Genomic DNA, 20,588 nt, shown 5'->3' with positions numbered 1-20,588 from the left:
CTCGCAACACGGATGATCGCCATGACCGACGCTACACGCTATTTCGATGCCGTCGATGTCGCCCGACGCTTTGCGACTGCAAAGGATCGCATCGCTGCCGCCGAATTGCCGTTACCCGAGACCATTGCCGAGGCGACCGCCGTGCAGGCCGCATTCGTCGCGCCCCAAGACGCGACTGCGGCGGGATACAAGGTGGCCCGCTCGCCCGAAGGCGTCGGCGTCGCCGGGCGCCTCTCCCCGATCGCGATCGCCGCGTCGGATGCGCCGCCTGCCGTCTTTCACTGGCGCGAGGGCCTGCGCGTCGAGGCGGAGATCGGCGTCCGTCTCGCCTCGAGCCTGCCGCCGCGTCAAAACGGCTACAGCCGCGACGCGGTGATCGCCGCCATCGGCGCCGTCCACCTCGGGGTCGAGGTTCTCGACAGCCGCGTCGCGGAAGGCGGCAAGGCACCGTTCCTTCTCTTCCTCGCCGACCGTCTCGGCAATGCCGGTTATGCGCTCGGGCCTGAACTGCCGCGCGACCTTCTCCATGGCGCGGAGGGACGGCCCCTCGACGTGAGCCTCGGCGGAGCCACTCTCTTTTCAGGCGAAGCCCATCACCCGGCGGGTGACGTGCTCGCCTGGCTGGTCGGCTGGGCCAATGAAAGGCAAAGGGCTGAAGACACGCTCGCTGCCGGAGGGATCGTCACCACCGGCAGCCTCTGCGGTGCCCTCGATGTCGCTTCACCCGGCCGCCTCGACGTGAAGCTCGATGGCAGGTGGAACCTGTCGGTCCGGTTCGAATAGAGCCGAAGCCGTTCGAAGCGTAGCGGCGAAAATCGGGCGCGGATGAAGATACCCCCCTCTGCCCTGCCGGGCAGAGGGGGGCGACCTTGAGCGATCCCCGACCTCAGAACCCCTGCCATTGCTTCGCCAGCGCCGCCTCAGGCGACCATCTGGCGCGCGCTCGAAGCGGCCGGCATCCGATTTGACGCCCTCCCCGCGCCGATGTCGAACTGGCGCAGCAGTTGGAACAGCGCGTCGGCCTCCTTGGCGAGACCGTGGGCGGCGGCCGTCGCTTCCTCGACCATGGCCGCGTTCTTCTGCGTCCCCTGATCCATGGTGCTGACGGCGGTGCTAACTTCCTTCAACCCCATCGCCTGCTCCTTCGAGGCTTCGACGATGGCTCCGACATTGCCGTTGACCTGTTGGACCTGCTCGACGATTTCCTGCAATGCCTTGCCGGTTTCGCCGACGAGGGCGACGCCGTTCCTGACGTGGTCGTTCGAGGTATTGATCAGTTCCTTGATCTCCTTGGCGGCCTTGGCGGACCGCTGCGCCAGTTCACGCACCTCCTGGGCCACCACGGCGAAGCCCTTGCCGGCCTCGCCGGCGCGCGCCGCTTCGACGCCGGCGTTGAGGGCGAGAAGGTTGGTCTGGAACGCGATCTCGTCGATGACGCCGATGATATTGGCGATCTCGACGGCGGAGGTTTCGATCTTGCCCATGGCGTCGACCGCATCGCGCACGACGCGTCCGGATCGCTCCGCATTGTCCTTCGTCTTGCGAACGAGCTGCCCGGCCTCCTGGGCGCGATTGCTGGAGTCGGCAACCGTGGTAGTGATCTCTTCGAGGGCGGCGGCGGTCTCCTCGACCGAGGCGGCCTGCTGCTCCGTGCGCTTGGCGAGATCGTCGGAGGCCGACCGTATCTCCTGCGCGCCTCCTGCGATGGCGCTGGCATTTTCGGCGACCGCCTGCATCGCCTCGCGCAGCCGTTCGACCGCGGCGTTGAAATCGAGCCGCACCTTGTCAAGCGAGGGGATAAACGGCGTGTCGATCCTTTGGGTCAAGTCGCCGTCGGCCAGTTTTTGCAGGGCGGCGGCAAGCTGATGGACGGCCTGACCCGTCTGATCGGCCAAGGCATTGCGTTGCTTCGCATCCTCTTCGAGGCGCTGGCGCTCCGAAATCGCCCTAGCAGCATCCTGATCCGCCTCGCGCTCCGCCTTCGCGGAGATCGCATCCCGAAGCGCCGCGACCGCGCGGGCCAGCATACCGATCTCATCGCGGCGCGCTTCGAGGCGCCGGTCGCCCGTCAAGTCGCCTTCAGCCATCGCCTTCAGCGACAGCTGAAGCTTGGAGAGCGGGCCGATGATCGAGCGCGCCGTCAGCGCGGCAGCGACGATCGAAAGCAGGGCAGCGACGCCGAGCGCCGAGAATGCCAGAGATTCGAACCCGTTCGCGGCACCGCGCACCTGGCTTCCGATCGATTTGTTCAGGGCTTCCTGATGGTCGATGAACTTGTTGATGGCGCCGAGCCAGGCGTCGAAGAGCGGGCGGGCCTGCTCGAGCAGGATCTTGCGCGCCGCCTCGCCATTGCCCTTTTCCTGCAGAGCGATGATGTCCGCAACGAGCGGATTGGTCTTCGCCTGGATGGCGGCGATTTCGGCGAGGATGGCTCTTTCCTGATCGCTCGCGCCGGAAGCGATCATGTCGGCCATGCGCTTCTCGTTTTCGGCGTAGGTGGAAGCGAGTTTCGCGATCATGGCGACCGCGGTATTGTGGTCCTCCGCGGAGGTCACCAGCGTGACGTCGCGAATGGCGATCGCCCGATCATGGACGCTGCCGCGATAGTTGATCGCAAAGCGTTGCTTGGCACTGTTCACGTCGTTGATGGTGACGAGGTCGCCGTTGATCTCTTCCACCTGGACGGCGGAATAGATGGTCAAGCCGACCATCATGAGAAGCAGGAAGCCGAAGCCTGTGGCCAGGCGCGCGGCGATCCCGAAGCTATTGAAGTGGCTCATCGATGTTTCCTTGTCCTTTGACACATTGCCGCTGTCCCGCGGCCTCATTCCGCTTGCATGCCCTCAGAATCAACGAATCAAGGGAGGCGCGCAGGCGCATGCCGAGCCCGCGTCGAAAACCTTCCTGTGCAGTGAAAAACCAGTGCCCGCGGGGGCGACTTCAGCGCCGTGCGTCTCTTCAGACGCACAAAGGTCGCTGTAGCGCTTTGAACTGCTGCATGTTTTTGTCCTTAATCGGCTCCGATTAAGGAAACATGCAGTAGCGCCTCGGGGCCCACCCGCCCTCATGGCGGATCAAGAGAGCGTCACACCGCTCCGTTCTGCCTCAAGAAATGGCACTTCTTGGTTTCGAAATGGTGAATAATTCCACTTGCTATAATAGTTATTTCTAAAATTCCTGACGGGCGATCACGCCGCCTGGCCTGCCGCCAGCATGCGGACAAGCATCAACCCGGCAAGCAACGCGAGGAGCGAAAAGACCACGGAGCACGCGGCGTAGATTGCCGCGGCCATCCACTCGCCGCGCTCATAGAGGCTGATCGCGTCGAGCGAGAAGGCGGAAAAGGTCGTGAAGCCGCCGAGCACGCCGGTCGCCAGGAACAGCCGCACCTCCTGGGGCAGCTGGCCGTGCAAGGTGAGGTATTCGGCAAGCAGCCCCATCGCGAAGGAGCCGGCGACGTTGATCGCCAGGGTACCGAAGGGGAAGGCGACACCCAGCAGCTGAGCAGCGAACTGATTGACGCCGTGGCGCATCGCGCCGCCCATTCCGGCACCGAGGAATACCAGCAGATAGGCCATTATTGTACTTCTTCCCTGTTGCGACGCGGAGGCTCGGACCATAGGGCGACAAGCCGCCGCCGACAATCGCCACAAGCCGCGCGGCGGCGCGTTGCGGGCCTTTCCGCTGGGCAGGGCTTCCATTGGCGCGCGGTACCGTTTCAGGACGGAGCACTGTCTATCCACTTTCTGCACCGGCCTGTCCACATTCCGCCGCGATCTAAGCGGCCTGCATTGTATTTAAGCGTTTCTTTACTCAAGACCGCTTGAGTGATGATTGCGATAGTAATCGTCACTGCAACCGACGGACGGTGTTCGACAAGGTATCTGGTGGCGGTTCATAGAGGCGATCGGCCACGTGCGTTCGCTCCAGCGGGATGAGCCCGTCGGATTTCCAAAAGACCGCATGATTTCGACGACAGACTGGCCGCGCTCCGTACCGAGCGCGGATGGGAAGCTGTGTGCTCGAACGGCGGTGGCCCTCGACGAGTGTGAAGAGTTCTGGGCTCTACGATTTGGGATGGGAGATCGCCTTCCTTCCCCTCGCCGTACCCCTTCCCGTCCCGACGGGGAGCAGGGGCAGCGGCGCCTGATCACCTCGTCTTCCCGATCGCGGGGAGAGAACCAGGGTCAGGGCGGACGCCCTCAAACCCATCAATACTCGCATCCGGAGTCATACGTGTCGAATATCGCTGTTTTTCCACCCAGAACGACCAAGGAGCGCGTCCGCGTCGCCGACCTGGAAAACGCCAGGGCTCGCATGCTCCGTGTTGCCGCGGAACTTGACCGCATCCTGGCCGCCTTGTCGCAGCACAGCTTGAAGCCTGCCTGCGAACAACGGCCAAGAACCGGTACCTGACCGAAGCATGGCGGGGCAACAGAGGTGGGAGCGGGACGGGCTGACGAGATGATTGGAAAACCGCTGAGCAAGCCTCGGCAATCGGTCGAGCAGTACATTCGGTCGATCGGGCGACACTACCTCAATGCCGTCATCGTGATGACGCTGCTGATCACCGCGACCTATCTGACCATGCTGGTCGCTCTTGACCGCCATTCGCTGCAGCAGAAGATCAGCTTCCTGACCAGCAACCAGTTCATCCGCTTCCAGCAGCTCGCCAACCAGACGCGGGCGCTGATGCGGGCTTCAGCCGATCCCACCCTGCCGCAATACATCATCATTCCCATGAGCGATGATATCCATCGGGCCATCGGCGATATCCGCGCGATCAAGGCTGAATTGCACGATCTGGATCGGAGCATCAGCGGCAACCTCCTGGAGCGGCTCAACCCGCGCGACGAGCTTACGGTGCAACTGCGTCGCGAACTCAATGCCCGGCTGGAGGACTTTCTCGGGCGGGCGACGCGGATTGCCGAGGCCAGCGCCGAGGACCGCCGGCAGCGCTACTCCTTCTGGGGCCCGATCGACTTCGCCGTCGCTACCGACAGCATGCTGACGCGCCAGTTCGCCGACCTGATCCGCCATGCGCATGACCGCAGCCATGTCAGCATCGACAACGCCAAGCTGATCAGCACGGGTCTGCTGGCGCTGATCGCCGCCACCGTCATTCTGGCGAGCACCTTTCTGTTCAGCCCGCTCCTGAAGAAGCTGCGCAACGAGCATCGCCAGACCATGGCTTTCGAGAAACGGCTGACACTTCTCGCCCACACCGACGCCCTGACCGGTCTCAACAACCGCTCTTCCTTCAACCTGGCCCTCGGCAATCTCTTCGGCGAGCTGGAGCGGAGCGGCGCCGGCTTCTCCATGCTGCTTGTCGACCTCGACCGCTTCAAGAGCATCAATGACGGCCTCGGTCATCCGGCCGGCGATGCGGTGCTGCGCCACGTCGCCCGCGCCCTTCAAAGGACGCTGCGCGCCAGCGACGTCATCGCCCGGCTCGGCGGGGACGAGTTCGCCGTGCTCCTGCCCGGAATCCGCGATGCGTCGACGCTCGAATCGATTACCGAGCGGGCGATCGAGGCGATCGCCGCCGACATCCCCTTCGACGGACGCAACCTGCAGGTCTCCGCCAGCATCGGCGGCGCGATCGTGCCGGATCACGCCGCGGACGAGGCCGGCTTGATGCGCATTGTCGACCTCGCGCTCTACACGGCGAAGGGCGGCCGCAACACCACCGTGATATTCGACGAAGCGGCGCTGGCGCGGCGGCTCGAAGAGAACCAGCTCTCGCTTGCCCTCGTCCTTGCAGCCGACCGCAACGAATTCGTCGTGCACTACCAGCCGAAGGTCGACCTTCCGACCGGCGCGCATCTGGGCTTCGAGGCGCTGGTGCGCTGGCAGCATCCCGAGCTCGGCTTGCTTGCCCCCGGCCGCTTCCTGCCCTTGATGGAAGGAACGCAGCTCATCCGCGGCATGACCCGCGCCGTGATCGCGACCGTCGGGCGCGATCTCAGGGCCTGGAAGAAGGCCGGGCTGGCTCCCGGCCCAGTATCGATCAACCTCCCCGAGATCCTGCTCGTCGGCCAGGAAGGTTACGAGTTTTTCGCCAGCGCGGTTCGGGAGAACGGCCTCGAATGGCGCGATTTCGCGGTGGAGATCACCGAGGACGTCTTTCTCAATCGCTCGGCCAATCAGATCTTGGCGACGGTGGCCCGTTTCCGCCAGCACGGCCTTTCGATCTCGCTCGACGACTTCGGCACCGGCTTCGCCTCACTCGTGCATCTGCGCGATTTCCCCTTCGACGAACTGAAGATCGACCGGAGCTTTGTCGACGGCATCGGCAAGGACGCCCGCAGCGAGCAGATCATCCGGGCCATGATCCACCTCGCCCAGAGCCTCGGCAAACGCTGCGTCGCCGAGGGCATCGAGACGGAAGGACAGCGACGCTTCCTGACGGACGCCGGTTGCGACGTCGGCCAGGGATACCATTTCGCCAGGCCCGAGCCGGCCGCCCTTGCAGGCAAGCGGCTGCCGCAGCAGGCGGCCGCGATCGACCGGCGCGTGGCGGCCGGGGTTTCGGCAGCGTCGCGGCGGCGGCTCGCGCTGCGATAACCGTTTCAAGAATGGAGGACGTGATGAGAAGAACAATCAAGAGAGCCTGCCTGGCGGCGGCCCTGCTCGCGGCCAGTTCACATCCACCTTTGGCCGCCGATCACCGCGGCGCCGTCGATGTCCTGCATTTCTGGATCTCGCGCAGCGAGTCGGCGGCACTTGACGTGTTGCGAAAGGCATGGGCCGAGGCCGGCCATGAGTGGATCGACCTGCCGGCGGAAAACAAGGTGGCGGTGCAGAGAATCGTCAGCGATCGGATCGCCAACGGCTATGCGCCCGCCGTCATGCAGTGGAATGCCAACGAAGGGTCCCGCGAGCTGCCGGAAATGGGGATCGTGCTCGACATCGAAGAGGTCGCGACGGCGGACGATTGGCGTCGCGTCTTGCCGGCAACCGTGCTCGATCGCATCACCTACAAGGACACGGTGTTCTTCGCGCCGACCAACATCCACGCGGAGAACTGGCTGTGGACCAGCGAGGCCATCTTTCGCGAGGTCGGCCTGGAGGCGCCTGAAACCTGGGACGAGATTTTCGCCGCCGCCGACAGGATCAGGGAAGCCGGCCATCTGCCCATAGCGCTCGGCGACGGCCCCTGGGAGATCTCCCTGATCTTCAACGGCATCCTCTATTCCAAGCTCGGTGCCGAGGGCTACACCCGGATCATCCGCGGCGATCCGGCGCTGGTCAGAGATCCGCGCGTGGCCGAGGCGCTCGACATGCTGCGGCGTCTGTCCCGCTATGCGGAACCGGCCGCAGCGCGGGAGCGCACGACCTGGGCGGACGCCACCGCCGCAGTCGGCAGCGGCAAGGCGGGCATGCAGTTCATGGGCGACTGGGCAAAGGGCGAGCTGGTGGCGCGCGGCTACGCCGTCGACAAGGATTTCGGCTGCAGCCTGATGCCGGGCACGGAGATCGCCTATTTCATGGTCATCGACGCCTTCGCCTTTCCGCTGACCAACCGCGAAGACGCCGCCGAGGCGCAGCGCGCCTTCGCGCGGATGGTGCTCGATCGCGAAAATCAGGTCGCCTTCAGCCGTCTCAAGGGCTCTCTGCCGGTCCGCACCGACGTCGATCCGAGCGGCCTCGACCGATGCGGCCGGCTCGGTCTGCAAAAGATCGTCCAGAAAAGCGGCGTCAGCGCCCAGTCGATGGCCATGCCGACGCAGATGTCGGAAGGCTGGATCGGCGTACTGGCCGCGTTCTTCAACGACGAAAGCATGTCCGTAGAGACCGCCCAGCAGCGCCTCTACGATATCGTCAACCGCCAATGAGCGGGAGGAAATCGATCATCACCGAGAGGCCCATGGATCGATCCCGCGGTTTACGGCTTAGCCGAGTCGCGCGCGCTGGTCGACAGCAGCCGTTCGCACGTCACCGCCGCCTGGGTGCGGCTGACGACGCCGAGCTTCTTGAGATCGCCGAGACATGCACCTTGACGGTCTGCTCGGCGATCTCCATCTCGCCGGCGATCTGCTTGTTGAGCTTGCCCTCGATGATCTTCGTCAGGATGCGCAATTGCTGCGACGACAGCGAGGCGAGGCGGGCGCTCATCGCCGCATCCGGATCGGCGGTCTCGGCCCCGAAGCGCGGCGGCGTCCATGTCTCGCCCTCCAGGATGGCGCCGATCGCGCTCGCCATTTCGGGCAAGTCGAGCGACTTCGGAATATAGCCGGAGGCACCGAAGGTGATCGCCTTCTGGATCGTCGCTGCGTCCTGCCTGGCCGAAACGATCGCCACCGGAAGAGTCGGAAAATGGGCATGCAGGAGGAACAGGCCGGCGAAACCATCCGTGCCGGGCATGGTCAGGTCGAGAAGGACGAGATCCACCTCCCGCCAATCGCTCGACAGCACCTCGAGAACCTCGTCGACCGACCGGCAGGCGATCAGATCGAGGTCCGGCAGCGCCGTGACGAGAGCGCTGCGCAAGGCTGCCTGAACCATCGGGTGGTCATCCGCGATGACGATGCGCGTGCTCATGTTCCTCTTCCTCCCCCTCCAGTCCGGCGCCCTTGATCAGGGCGACGGCATCCAGATATCGTCTCAAGGCGGCCGGTTTCACCGGCTTCGCCATGACCTCGCAGCCCAGCGCCTTCGCCTTGGCGCCGACCTCCTCGCCGCGGTCCGCGGTGATCACCAGGCCCCTCACCTCCCCGCCCCAGTGTTTGCGCAGCCCGCCCAGCACCTCTACGCCGGTCGTGCCGTCGAGATGATAGTCGACAAGCACCAGATCTGGCACCCGGCCGTCGCAATTGGCAAGCGCCGTCACGTCGTCGCTCGCGACAATCGGCCGATGTCCCCAGCGAGAGAGCAAGGCTGACAAACCCGCGCGTATCGCCTCGTCATTATCGACGCAGAGCACGGTGAGCGCAGTGTGGCTCGCCACTAAAGGCGTTGCGGTCCTTTCGGCAGCGGTGGCCGTGGCGCCTCCTGCCGCGCGCGGCACGGTGACGACGAAGCATGTACCGTGGCCCGGGCGGGAGCGCACTTCCAGGGGCAGATCGAGCAAGCGGCAGATGCGCTCGACGATTGCCAGTCCGAGGCCGCTCCCCTTCTCCCGCTCCTCGCCCGTATCGAGCCGGCGAAACTCCTCGAAAATCTCCTTCTGGCGCTCCGGCGCGATGCCGATGCCCGTGTCGCGGACCTCGATACGCAACCCGTCCTTGCGCCGCCGGCACCCGAGCGAAACTCTTCCCCTTGGCGTGTAGCGTATGGCGTTCGAGAGCAGGTTTTGCAGCACGCGACGCAGGAGCTGCGGGTCGGTACGGACCGAAAGCGTCGAGGCAACAACCTTGAGCGTCAGGCCGCGCTGGCGCGCCATGGCGGAGAATTCCAACTCGAGCTGGGCGAGAAGCGAGCCGACCGAAAAATCGACGGGCTGCGCCCGGACCGCGCCGGAATCATAGGACGAGATGTCCAGGAGCTCGTCGAGCAGCCGCTCCGTCGATGAAAGTGCCGCTGCCGCATTCTTCGCGAGCGCCCGCTCCTCGGTCCGCAGGTCCTTTGCGGCGTCGTCGGGCTTCAGACGCAGGCTCTCGTCGAGCGCCGCCAGATAGAGCCGCGCCGCGTTCAACGGCTGGAGCAGGTCGTGGCTCGCCGCGGCGAGAAAGCGGGTCTTGCCGATATTGGCGCGCTCCGCCTCGGCCTTGGCCTGCTCGAGCGCCTGCGTCCGCTCCTGGACGCGCCGCTCCAGTTCCTCATTGGCGCGGCGCAGCCCCGCCGCTGCCCGATGCCGCTCGGTCACATCCGTATAGGTCGAGATGTAGCCGCCCTCCGCCATGCGGTCATAGGCGATCTCCAGCACCATGCCGTCCGGCCGCTTGCGCTCGTAGACATAGGGCCAGGACTGCTTGGCGAGATCGCGGTTGACGAGCAGTGCCTTGAGGTCCTCGGCGTCGTATTCGCCTCGCTCGCGGTTGAAGTCGACGAGGTCGGCGAGCGGCAGGCCGACGCGGATCAAATCCCGCGGCAGGTCGAGCAGGGTCAGGAAGCGGGCGTTCCACGCCTCGATGGCGAGGTTGGCGTCGAAGACGCAAATTCCCTGCGGCACGCTTTCGAGCGCCCCTTGCAGGAGCTTGCGGTTGAAATGCAGCGCCTGCGATGCCTCGTCGAGCATCCCCACGGCTGCCTTGCGCGACAGCGAGCGGCTTTCGAGCGCCGCGGCCATCACCACACGGGCCGACGCCGCGCCGAGTGCGCCGGCAATCAGGTTCTCCGTGAACCGCATCGCTTCCGTGTCGGCAAGTCCATCATTCCGTGAGCGGCGCTGTTCGACGAAGTCTTCGAAGGCGGAAGCGCTGCGCTCGGCGCCGACGAAACGAGCCGCGAACGTCTTCAGGTCGTCGAGGCGCGTGACGAGCGGCAAGGAGGCGAGCGGCGGCGGCCGCGCCGGGGTCCCTTCGGCGAAGGCCTCCGCCTGGAGGCGCTCGAGCGGCGAACGATCGGCCAGCAAGGACACGGCTGCAAAGACCAAGAGATTGGCGCCAAGGCTCCAAAGCGTCGCATGCGAAATCGGATCGAGGCCGGCAACCCCGAACAGCGATTGTGGCCTGAGCCAGGCGAGCCCGAAGGGCCCGTTGGCGACCAGGGCGTCGACGGCGGGCACGAGCGGCGCAATCGAGGGAAGCAGCAGCGTGTAGATCCAGAAGGCGAAGCCGGTGGAGATGCCTGCCACTGCCCCCGCGCCCTTGGCGCGCCGCCACAGCAAGCCTCCGAGAAAGGCGGGGCCGAACTGGGCGATCGCAACGAAGGAAAGGAGCCCGATGACGGTCAGCGGATAGGCCTGGTCGACCAGACGGTTCATCATGTAGGCGAGCAGCAGGATGCCTGCGACCGAGACCCGCCGCACTAGAAGCAGCGCCGAAGGCGACGGCCAGATCGCGCCGCTGCGCCCGACCAGACGCGAGCGCAGCAGCAAGGGGACGATGACGTCGTTGCAGAGCATCGTGCTCAGCGCCACCGAGGCGACGATCACCATGCCCGTCGCCGCCGAGAATCCGCCGAGGAAGGCGATCAGCGCCATCAGGGGCGCGCCTGTTTAAAGGCGTTTAATTTATTCGGCTCACTATTCTTGGAGCCTCCATACGACACGATCGGCAAGATGAAAAGACTTCAATACAACTATTAGTGATTGCAAATTTTCGAATAAATGCAGCTATACTGCGTTTTATGGTTGAAATCGTCATGCCTCGCGCCGTGGCACAACGCTGGACCGGCTTGCCGTGTCGACGAGCATCCGGCGTTCAGCAAACCGTTTGATCGTCAGCATCACGGGCGCTGCCCTATACAACTTTTTAGTGTGCTCCGGCCGCGACGCAAAATCGACAGGGCAATTTCCTTCAAGAACCGGGGCAGGCTTTGTCCATACGTTCCGGGTGACCGAGACCACGCTTGAGGAAGACACGTGACACGCTGCGCATTCATCATCGACCAGGATTTGCCGCGAGGCCTGATCGCCAACACCGCCGCCATACTCGCCATGACCCTTGGCAAGGAGCGGCCGGATCTGATCGGCCATGCCGTCCTCGACGCCGACGGCAACCGCCACCAGGGCATCACCACCATCGTCATGCCGATCCTGATGTCGGACACCGACGGTTTGATGGAGCTCCGCAAACGGGCGGCATCGCAGGCGACATCGGGAATTGAAGTGATCGACGTGACCGAGGCGGCGCAGCGCGCCAAGAGCTATGACGCCTACGAGCTCGGCATCGGCGAAATGCGGCACGATCATCTGCGCTATCTCGGCCTTTGCCTTCACGGCCCCGCCAGGCTGGTCCGGTCGCTGACCGGCGACCTGCCGCTAATGAAATAGGTGGCCGATGTCGCTCGCACTATATCTGTCGATGAGCTCCTTTGCGCTAGTCGCCTCGATTTCGCCGGGACCGGTCAACATCGTCGCCCTTGCCACCGGCCTGCGCCATGGCTTCCGCGTCAGCATGGGCCATGTGACCGGTGCCACCGTCGGCTTCACGGCGCTTTTGTTGCTGAGCGGGCTCGGCCTTGCCGAACTCCTGTTGCGCTGGCCGGCGGCGTCGAAGCTCATCGGCGCGGCCGGCGTCGCCTTCCTGATCTATCTCGCCTGAAACCTCTGGAGGGACGACGGGCGGTTTGCGGACGGCAAGGCGCCGCGGCTGCCCTCGGCTCTTTCCGGTGCCGCGCAACAATGGCTCAATCCGAAAGCCTGGCTCGCCGCGATCGCCGGCATGGGGGCCTTCGGCATGGGCAGCGGGCCGCTCCGGATCTGGCTGTTCGCGGCGCTCTATTTCGTCATCTGCTATGCTTCGATCGCCGCCTGGGCCTATGCCGGGGCGCGCCTGCGCCATTGCCTCGACGATGCAGGCCGCGTGCGCGCCTTCAACCGGGCCATGGCGGCGCTCATCGCACTCAGTGCCGTCTATCTCGCCTTCGAGGGCTGATCACGGTTGCGGTTCTGCGGCGGCCGCATAGCCGCTCGCCGGGCGGGCATATTGGCGCGGCGTCGCCGCCACATGCTGCTTGAAGACCCGCTGGAAATGGGCCTGGTCGGCAAAGCCGGCCGATAGCGCCACGTCGACGATCGGCCGGCCGCGACGCAACTCGCCCTGCCCGTACTGGATGCGGCGGTTGAGCTGGTAGGCATGGGGCGTCATGCCATGGCGCGCCCGGAAGGCCCTGACGAGATAGGACGGCGACAGGCCCGAGACGTCGGCGATCTCCGTCAGCCGCAGGCGGCGCGTGCAATGCTCAGTGATGAAGTCGGCGGCTCGATCGATGTGGGGCGTTGCCATCGCCAATGGCACCTCAATTTTCTCGAGGCGCTTGTCGAGGTCGCCGAAGAAGGCGGCCGCCGCGCATTCCTTGGCGAGCACCTCGACCTCCGCGTCGAAGAGCACATCGAACATTCGGTCGAGGCTGCGATAGAGGTGGGGATCGGTGCTCGCCACGGCAGCATAGGGGGTGAAGTCCGCCACCTGCTGTATCTCCGTCAACCATGCCATGTCCACATAGAGCATCCGATAGCTCCACGGCACGTCGCAAAGCGGGTTGCAGGCATGGGCGTCCTCGGGGTTCATCAGAACGACCGTGCCCGCCGCAACGTCGTGGCGGTGGCGGCCGTTGCGGTAGCTGCTGCGGCCGTTGGTGACCGCGCCGATCGAAAAGGTCCGGTGACTGTGGAGGCCGTAACAGACGGCGCGCCCGTCGGCGACCTGGCGCGCCTCCAGGAAGGGGAGTGCCGGATCGCGCCAGAAGGCGTGTGCATCGACGGGCCGGTGAGCCATGCTGGCCTCGCATTGCGAAGAGGGACGGTTTCGGTGAGCAAACGTCATAGGACAGTTCCACGCCACAGACAAATGGCCTCGCGCCGGCTCGTTTTCCGCCCGGACGGAAGGCCTCAACGTCGTCGCGGCTGGCAAGAACGCGCGGTGCCGAGGCCGAAACAACCTGCGCACGACCGCCGATTCGGCGGTCCCCAAAGATCATGCGCAAGCGGAATAACCTGCAAAAACCGCACATTGCGGGATTCCTTGTATTGGAACCGATTTCAGGATAAAATTACAACAGCAATTCAAGGCGTTACGGTAACCGTGCGATCCCAAACGACCGGAGCTGGAACGTGTGTTGCACGAGAGTGGTGACGCTTTGATCAAGCTTCATACGTGGAGGTTGTCATGCCAAACACTCTCATGGCAGGAAGAAGAAGTCAGGATTGGGCCAATCTGGTCCTGGCAGTCTGCCTGTTCCTCTCTCCCTGGGTCATCGGCTTCGCATCGGATACGACGGCGACCTGGAACGCCTGGATCGCCGCGATCGTGCTCGGCGCCCTGGCGGTCGCGACCCTTTCGGCCTTCGCCGAATGGGAGGAATGGGCCAATATGGTGATCGGCCTGTGGTTGATCGTGTCTCCCTGGATGCTCGGCTTCATGGCGAATGTGAACGCGATGTGGACTCACGTCATCCTCGGCGTGCTCATCGCCGCAATCGCCGCCTGGGCAGTCTGGGACTATCGTCACCACATGCACGCCTAGAGCAATTTCTAGGAAAAGTGGATAACGGTACTCCGTCCGGAATTGCGCAATCCAAGGAGTTGATCATTTCGCCGTTTCAAACGGCGAAATGATCGAAAGCACCACGGCTTCGATTTGAACCGAAGCCGTGGTCCCTGATCTCCCGCCTTGCGGATCACGGGAAGGCGGGAGCACCTTTGCTTCACCCGCCGACGGCGAGCCGCCCGTCCTGGACCCACTCCATGTCGGCGACGCCGAGTTCCCGCCGTTCGCGCTCGGTCTCGATCGCCAGATCGAGGACCTTCTGCAGGTCGGCGGCATGGCGGAAGTTGGGCTCGACCAACTGCCCGGCTTGAACCGCAGCGACGAAGCGCTCGTAGTTGGTCGGAACGGTGCCCGCATCGATCTCCCGCCAGATCGCCTTTTCGACATCGGGCCCGAGGCAGGCCCGGAGGCTTGAGCCATCCGGCGTGTGGATCACCTCAAGCGCCCCCTTGTCGCCATGCAGCCTCAACCGCAGTTCGTTGAGATGGCCGGTCGCCCAGCGGCTTGCATGAATGACGCCCATGGCGCCGCTGTCGAATTCAACGGTCATCGCGAAACTGTCATTGGCATCGAGGTCGTATTCGCCGATCCGGTTGCCGGGCACCTTGTCGAAGGTCTTCAGCCGCGCGAACACCCGCTCGACCGAACTGCCGGCCCCGTAGCCGGCAAAATCGAGGATATGGATGCCGACATCGCCGAGTACGCCGTTCGAGCCGTGCCGGGTAGAAAGGCGCCACAGCCATTGCGACTCGCTTGCCCAATCGCCCCAGGCCTTCGACACCAGCCAGCTCTGCAGGTAGGAGGCTTCCAGATGCCTGACCTCGCCGATCGCCCCGGCAAGCACCAGTTCGCGGGCCTTCTGAAGCGGCGCCACGTTGCGGTAGGTGAGGTTGACCATGGCGACGAGGCCGGAGCGCTCGGCCGCCGCGGCCATTTCCGCGGCCTTTTCATAGTTCTCCGCCAGCGGCTTCTCGCAGAGCACGTGCTTGCCGGCGGCAAGCAGCGCCAGCGTCGTCGGATGATGCGCCTTGTCGGGGGTGACGTTGGTTGCGGCATCGAATTGCCCCCAGGCGATCGCCTCCTCGAGCGAGGTGAAGATGTGCTCGATGCCGTGCTGGGCGGCAAAGGCTCTGGCGCGGTTTGGATCGACATCAACGGCGCCGACCATTTCGACGCTGTCTATCTTGGCGAAGGCGTTTGCATGGCTGTTTGCCATGCCGCCGGTTCCGAGTATCAGCAGACGCATCGGCAGCCTCCTCATCTGTAGCCAGCTTCACCGGCGCCGTGCAGTTTCGGGCCGCGCTCGACGATCGGCTCCAGCGCACTTTCCACCGGCACGTTCGGCGCCTCGTGGATCGCCTTGTAGGACCCTTGAGGGTTGCAGGCCCATTTTACCGAATTGCGCAGCACGCGCTGCACCGTTTCATCGTGGTAGGTGGGATAGGTCTCGTGGCCGGGACGGAAATAGAAGATGTTGCCGGCGCCGCGCCGCCATGTCAGCCCCGAGCGGAACACCTCGCCGCCGGCAAACCAGGAGATGAACACCGTCTCCAGCGGCTCCGGCACGGAGAACTGCTCGCCATACATTTCCTCATACTCCAGGACGAAATTGTCGCTGAGCCCTTCGGCGATCGGATGGCGCGGGTTGACCACCCAGACGCGCTCGCGCTCGCCCGCCTCGCGCCATTTAAGCGCGCAGGGCGTGCCCATCAGCCGCTTGAAGACTTTGGAGAAATGGCCGGAATGCAGCACGATCAGCCCCATGCCCTCCCAGACCCGCTTGGCGACCCGCTCGACGATCGCGTCGTCGACGGCTCCATGGTCCTTGTGACCCCACCACAGAAGCACGTCGGCCGAAGCCAGCCGCTCTTCGCTGAGCCCATGTTCCGGCTCCTGCAGCGTCGCCGTCGTCGCCTTGATCGCCGGATCGGTGTTCAGCGCCGCGGCAATGGTGTTGTGCATGCCGTCCGGATAGATCTCCCGCACGACGGCATTGGTCTGCTCGTGGATGTTCTCACCCCATACGATGGTGTTGATAGACAAGGTCGTTCTCCTGCTGATTGGGGCATCCGCCGCGGGGTGCCCGCTGTTCGTGAATTGAATCAGTCGACCGGGGTCGGGCTGGGATTTCGCCCTACCCGGTCTAACGTCTGGCCTTCGGAAATGATCCGATTTCGATATGACCTAGGCGGCACCTCGCATGATGTGGCGTCCGATCGACCGTCCCGCTGCGTCGAAACTGTGGATCTGGCCGGCCTCCGGCAAGATCCGCACCGTCTCGCCGGGCTGATGCCGCGACGTGCCGTTCTCCCGGACGATCACCGGCTCGCCGGCGCCGATGTCGAGATAGATGTAGCTATCGGAACCGAGCATCTCGGAATGGATGACCGTTCCGGCCCATTGCCCGTCCTCGGCGATCTCCAGGTGCTCGGCCCGGATGCCGATCGTCTCGGCTTCGTAGAGCGCGGCGAAGGGGCCGGAGAGGAAATTCATCTTCGGTGAGCCGATGAACCCGGCAACAAAGACCGAGTTCGGATTTTCGTAGAGCTCCAGCGGCGTGCCGATCTGTTCGACGCGCCCGTCACGGAGCACGCAGATGCGATCGGCAAGCGTCATCGCCTCGACCTGATCATGGGTGACATAGATCATCGTCGTCTTGTGCATGCTGCGATGAAGCCTGGCGATCTCGATGCGGGTCGCGACGCGCAAGGCCGCATCGAGGTTGGAAAGCGGCTCGTCGAACAGGAAGACCTTCGGATCGCGCACGATCGCCCGACCGATCGCGACGCGCTGCCGCTGGCCGCCGGATAGCTGGCGCGGCAGGCGCTCGAGATAGGGCGTGAGCTGCAGCATCTCCGCCGCCGCCTCGACCCGCTTTCGGCACTGCTCCTTGTCCTTGCCGGCAAGCTGCATCCCGAAAGCCATGTTCTCGAACACCGTCATGTGCGGATAGAGCGCATAGGATTGGAACACCATCGCGATGCCGCGTTTCGACGGCACGAGATGATTGACGACCTCGCCGTCGAAGGCCAGCGTGCCGGAGCTGATTTCCTCGAGACCGGCGATCAGTCTTAAAAGCGTCGATTTCCCGCAACCGGACGGACCGACGAAAACCATGAACTCGCCCGCCCTTATGTCCATGCTGACGCCCTTGATGACGTCGAATGCGCCGAAGGATTTGCGGATGTCGCGCAATTGCAGCTCTGCCATGTTCGTCTCCTAAATCTCTAGCCTTTGACGCCGCCGGCCGTCAGGCCGGAAATGATCCGCCGCTGGAAGATCAGCACCAGCACCACCAGCGGTACCGTGACGATCACCGATGCGGCCATGATGTTGCCCCAGGGGATTTCGAAATTGCTGCTGCCCGAAAGCAGCGCGATCGCCACCGGCACGGTGCGCTGCACATCCGACGAGGTGAAGGTCAGCGCGAACAGGAATTCGTTCCAGGCGGCGATGAAGGCGAGCAGGCCGGTCGTGACCAAAGCCGGCCACATCAGCGGCATGAACACCCGCGTGATGATCACCCAGGGCGAGGCGCCGTCGACGATCGCCGCCTCCTCGATCTCCACCGGCAGGTCGCGCATGAAGGTGGTCAGCACCCAGACCGTGAAGGGCAGGGTGAAGATCATGTAGGAAAAGATCAGCGCCAGCGGTGTGTTGAAGATGCCGATGCCGCGGATGAGCTCGAAAAGGCCGGCGAGAACGGCGATCTGCGGGAACATCGACACCGACAGGATGGTGAGCAGCAACAGCGACCGGCCACGGAACCGCACCCGGCCGAGCGCATAGGCCGCGGTGACCGCAAACAGCAACGAGATGGCGACGACCAGCGTCGCCACCAGCAGCGAATTGCCGAGGTTCCTGAGGAAGCTGCCCGCCGACACGACACTTATATAGTTGGCGAGCGACAGTTCGCTTGGCCAATAGTCGACGCGGAACAAGGCGGTGCCGGATTTGAGGCTCGTCAGGATCGCATAGTAGAAGGGAAAGACGGCAATCAGAATGATCGTTGCGACGAGCAGATAGAAAGCGGTGCGCTTTGCGAGCGTTGCAGCCATCAGCGTTCCCCCCCTTCGAAGTTGACGCGCCCGAACCACATGTAGAGGACGGTGATCGAGGCGATGATCAGGAACAGCATCGTCGAGGCGGCGGCGCCGTAGGCGAACTTGTCGAAATCGAAGAGGTTCTCGCGGGCCAGCACCGACATCGTCTTGGTCTGCGCGTTATTGGGGGTCAGCACATAGATGAGGTCGAAGATGCGCAGCGCGTCGAGCATGCGGAAGATCACCGCGACCATCAGCGCCGGCCGGATGAGCGGCAGGGTCACGCGCCAGAAGACCCGGATCGGATGGACCCCGTCGATCTTCGCCGCCTCGTAGATGTCGATCGGCACCATCTGCAGTCCGGCGAGGATCAGGAGCGCCATGAACGGCGTCGTCTTCCAGACGTCGACGATGAGCACGGCGACCATCGCGGTATCGGGACTGGCGGTCCAGGCGATCTTCTGGCTGATCAGCCCGAGCCCGACGAATATCTCGTTCAGGATGCCGAACTGGTCGTTGAGCATCCAGGCCCACATCTTGGCCGAGACGATCGTCGGGATCGCCCAGGGAATGAGGATTGCCGCCCGCACCAGGCCGCGGCCGGGAAAATGGGCGTTCAGCACCAGGGCGACGACCAGGCCCAGCGCCGTCTCGATGCTGACGGAAATCACGGTGAATTTCAGCGTGTTCCAGACGGCGTTCCACCAGGCGGGATCGGCGAGCAGGCCCTTGTAGATGGTCCGGCCGCTCTTCAGCGTGATCCAGGAAAGATAGTTTTGAAAGCCGACGAACTCGGCGCCGCCAAGGTTCGTCAGCGAAGCATCGGTGAAGCTGAAGTAGATGGTCCGGACGAGCGGCCAGCCCGCGACGAGCGCCAGCACCATGAGGGTCGGCGCCAGGAACACCCAGGCCGAGCGGACGCGCTGGGCCTTGAGGTCCGAATTGATATGGCTCGGATGCGCAAGCGCGGCGCGTGCATCCGCGACTGTGAGATCGGTCATGAGCTTTGGTCCCCTTTGCCGTTCGGCTTTCGCCGCAGGGTTTTGAGAGGGGGATGGCGGCCGGAGTGGGCCGCCATCCCCGGCGACAGCTGCAAGGCGGGGAGAGAGGTGCACATTATCCAGCGCCACCCCGCCCGGGGGAGGTTACCAGCTGTCGCCTTTGAGCTCGGTCAGCTCAACTTCCAGGAGTTCGAGATTCTCGGCGGCGGTTCCGTCGCCCGAGAGCGTGTTATGGACGGCGCTCCAGAGCTTCGAGGAGACCTCGTTGTACTTGACCTTGGTCACCGCGGAAGGGCGCGGCACGGCGCTTTGGAAGATCGGCTTCCAGTTCGGCATGAAGGGCTGCGCGGCGGCGATCTCGGCATCGTCGTAAAGGGCGGCGATCGTCGGCAGTTGCGACAGCTGCAGCGCGCGAGCTTTCTGCACGTCCTTCGACGAGAGGAACTTGACAAGCTCGATCGCCGCTTCCTGTTCGTCGGAATATTTCGACACCGCCAGGTTCCAGCCGCCGAGCGCAGATGAGGGCTTGTCGCCGTCGGTGGCGGTCGGCAGCGGCATCACGTCGAACTTGCCCTTGACGGCGCTGTCGTCGCCGTTTCCGAGCGCATAGGCATAGGGCCAGTTGCGCATGAAGACGGCATTGCCGGTCTGCCAGACGCCGCGCGATTCCTCCTCCTGGTAGGCAAGCACGCCCTCCGGCGCGATCGTGCCGATCCAGCTCTTGGCCCGCTCGATGGCCGCGGCCGCCTTTTCGTTGTTGACCGAGATCGTCCCATCCGGCTCGACGATCTGTCCGCCGCCGGACGACTTGATCCATTCGAGCGCGTTGCAGGTCAGCCCCTCATAGGCGTTGCCCTGGAAGACGAAGCCCCAGAGATCGGCCTTTCCGGCGGCGTGCTCCTTCTCCTGGATCTCCTTGGCGGTCGCCGCCAGCTCGTCCCAGGTCTTCGGCGGCGTCTTGCCGTATTTCTCCAGGAGGTCCTTGCGATAGTAGAGCGCCGGCGCGTCGGTGAAGATCGGCAGCGCCACCAGCTTGCCGTTGACGGTCTGCGACTGGATGATCGACGGGAAGTGCGCGCCGACCACGTCTTTCGCGGCCGCGGTCAAGTCGACGAACTGGTCGGCGAGCTGCGGCGCCCAGATGACGTCCGTCTGGTAGACGTCGACGTCCTTGTTTCCGGCCGCCAGCCACAGCCGGTACTGGCTGAACTGCTCGCTGCTCGACGACGGCATGGTGACGAGACTGACCTTGTGGCCGGTCTTCTTTTCGAAGGCGTCGAGCTGCTCGCGCATGAAATGCACATTCTTGCCGGTGGTGTTGGCCGCAAGCGAAAGCTCCGCGGCGGCGGCGGCAAGATCGGCAGCGCCGAGAGCGGCGCAAAAAGTCAAGGTCTTCAGCAGAAGTGTCATGATCGATGGCTCCTCCAAATCCTCCACCGCTCGAAAGC

14 protein-coding genes and 3 pseudogenes are annotated in these 20,588 nt (G+C 64.3%); 6 read left to right on the top strand and 11 right to left on the bottom strand.

Going from position 1 to position 20,588, the window contains the following annotated elements:
- Window positions 1–21 precede the first annotated feature (21 nt).
- Window positions 22–783 carry a hydratase gene (locus N181_RS17915; protein WP_162267714.1) on the top strand — a complete coding sequence of 254 codons (762 nt, stop codon included), beginning with the start codon at window positions 22–24 and terminating at the stop codon, window positions 781–783.
- A gap of 137 nt (window positions 784–920) precedes the next feature.
- On the opposite strand, the gene N181_RS17910 is transcribed toward N181_RS17915, so the two are convergent.
- Both N181_RS17910 and crcB read right to left on the bottom strand, forming a co-directional pair.
- Window positions 921–2,780: a methyl-accepting chemotaxis protein gene (locus N181_RS17910; protein WP_037432943.1), complete on the bottom strand. Its 1,860-nt coding sequence runs from the start codon at window positions 2,778–2,780 to the stop codon at window positions 921–923.
- A gap of 408 nt (window positions 2,781–3,188) precedes the next feature.
- Window positions 3,189–3,578, bottom strand: coding sequence for a fluoride efflux transporter CrcB (gene crcB / locus N181_RS17905; RefSeq protein WP_037432939.1), 390 nt, complete (start codon window positions 3,576–3,578; stop codon window positions 3,189–3,191).
- Between the two features lie 886 nt (window positions 3,579–4,464).
- On the opposite strand from crcB, the gene N181_RS17900 reads away from it, so the two are divergent.
- Both N181_RS17900 and N181_RS17895 read left to right on the top strand, forming a co-directional pair.
- Window positions 4,465–6,567 (top strand): putative bifunctional diguanylate cyclase/phosphodiesterase, encoded by a 2,103-nt coding sequence (locus tag N181_RS17900; protein WP_060563635.1) that lies wholly within the window; start codon window positions 4,465–4,467, stop codon window positions 6,565–6,567.
- A 23-nt stretch (window positions 6,568–6,590) separates the two neighbouring features.
- On the top strand, window positions 6,591–7,838 hold the full coding sequence (locus tag N181_RS17895; protein ID WP_037432936.1) for an ABC transporter substrate-binding protein: 1,248 nt from the start codon (window positions 6,591–6,593) through the stop codon (window positions 7,836–7,838).
- Between the two features lie 50 nt (window positions 7,839–7,888).
- On the opposite strand, the pseudogene N181_RS17890 reads toward N181_RS17895, so the two are convergent.
- A pseudogene (locus tag N181_RS17890) lies at window positions 7,889–8,544 on the bottom strand (response regulator).
- A pseudogene (locus N181_RS17885) lies at window positions 8,516–11,095 on the bottom strand (hybrid sensor histidine kinase/response regulator); the annotation flags it as partial. The pseudogenes N181_RS17885 and N181_RS17890, both read right to left, overlap by 29 nt.
- A 372-nt stretch (window positions 11,096–11,467) precedes the next feature.
- Between N181_RS17885 and N181_RS17880 the strand changes: the two are divergent.
- Entirely contained in the window at window positions 11,468–11,878 is a 411-nt protein-coding gene (locus tag N181_RS17880; RefSeq protein ID WP_037432838.1) for a DUF2000 domain-containing protein, read from the top strand.
- A gap of 7 nt (window positions 11,879–11,885) precedes the next feature.
- A pseudogene (locus tag N181_RS17875) lies at window positions 11,886–12,482 on the top strand (LysE family translocator).
- Here the strand turns inward: N181_RS17875 and N181_RS17870 are convergent.
- Complete coding sequence (locus tag N181_RS17870; RefSeq protein ID WP_037432835.1) at window positions 12,483–13,325, bottom strand: AraC family transcriptional regulator; 843 nt, start codon at window positions 13,323–13,325, stop codon at window positions 12,483–12,485.
- A 390-nt stretch (window positions 13,326–13,715) separates the two neighbouring features.
- Between N181_RS17870 and N181_RS17865 the strand changes: the two genes are divergently transcribed.
- Window positions 13,716–14,072, top strand: a complete 357-nt coding sequence (locus tag N181_RS17865; RefSeq protein WP_037401238.1) for an SPW repeat protein — start codon at window positions 13,716–13,718, stop codon at window positions 14,070–14,072.
- A gap of 181 nt (window positions 14,073–14,253) precedes the next feature.
- On the opposite strand, the gene N181_RS17860 is transcribed toward N181_RS17865, so the two are convergent.
- From N181_RS17860 to N181_RS17835, 6 genes are all read right to left on the bottom strand, one after another.
- Window positions 14,254–15,342, bottom strand: coding sequence for a Gfo/Idh/MocA family protein (locus N181_RS17860; protein WP_037401241.1), 1,089 nt, complete (start codon window positions 15,340–15,342; stop codon window positions 14,254–14,256).
- Window positions 15,343–15,353: 11 nt separating this feature from the next.
- Window positions 15,354–16,139, bottom strand: a complete 786-nt coding sequence (locus N181_RS17855; RefSeq protein WP_037401244.1) for a ThuA domain-containing protein — start codon at window positions 16,137–16,139, stop codon at window positions 15,354–15,356.
- 141 nt (window positions 16,140–16,280) lie between these two features.
- On the bottom strand, window positions 16,281–17,306 hold the full coding sequence (locus tag N181_RS17850; RefSeq protein ID WP_037432832.1) for an ABC transporter ATP-binding protein: 1,026 nt from the start codon (window positions 17,304–17,306) through the stop codon (window positions 16,281–16,283).
- 17 nt (window positions 17,307–17,323) lie between these two features.
- Complete coding sequence (locus tag N181_RS17845; protein WP_037432830.1) at window positions 17,324–18,154, bottom strand: carbohydrate ABC transporter permease; 831 nt, start codon at window positions 18,152–18,154, stop codon at window positions 17,324–17,326.
- Window positions 18,154–19,140: a carbohydrate ABC transporter permease gene (locus tag N181_RS17840; RefSeq protein ID WP_037401253.1), complete on the bottom strand. Its 987-nt coding sequence runs from the start codon at window positions 19,138–19,140 to the stop codon at window positions 18,154–18,156. The genes N181_RS17845 and N181_RS17840 overlap by 1 nt, the downstream gene beginning before the upstream one ends.
- A gap of 144 nt (window positions 19,141–19,284) precedes the next feature.
- Window positions 19,285–20,550, bottom strand: a complete 1,266-nt coding sequence (locus tag N181_RS17835) for an ABC transporter substrate-binding protein (RefSeq protein WP_060563633.1) — start codon at window positions 20,548–20,550, stop codon at window positions 19,285–19,287.
- Window positions 20,551–20,588 lie beyond the last annotated feature (38 nt).

This window comes from Sinorhizobium fredii USDA 205, assembly GCF_001461695.1.
GTDB lineage: Bacteria > Pseudomonadota > Alphaproteobacteria > Rhizobiales > Rhizobiaceae > Sinorhizobium > Sinorhizobium fredii.
The sequence above is the reverse complement of the archived record's forward strand: the minus strand, read 5'-3'. Positions and strand labels throughout refer to the sequence as shown.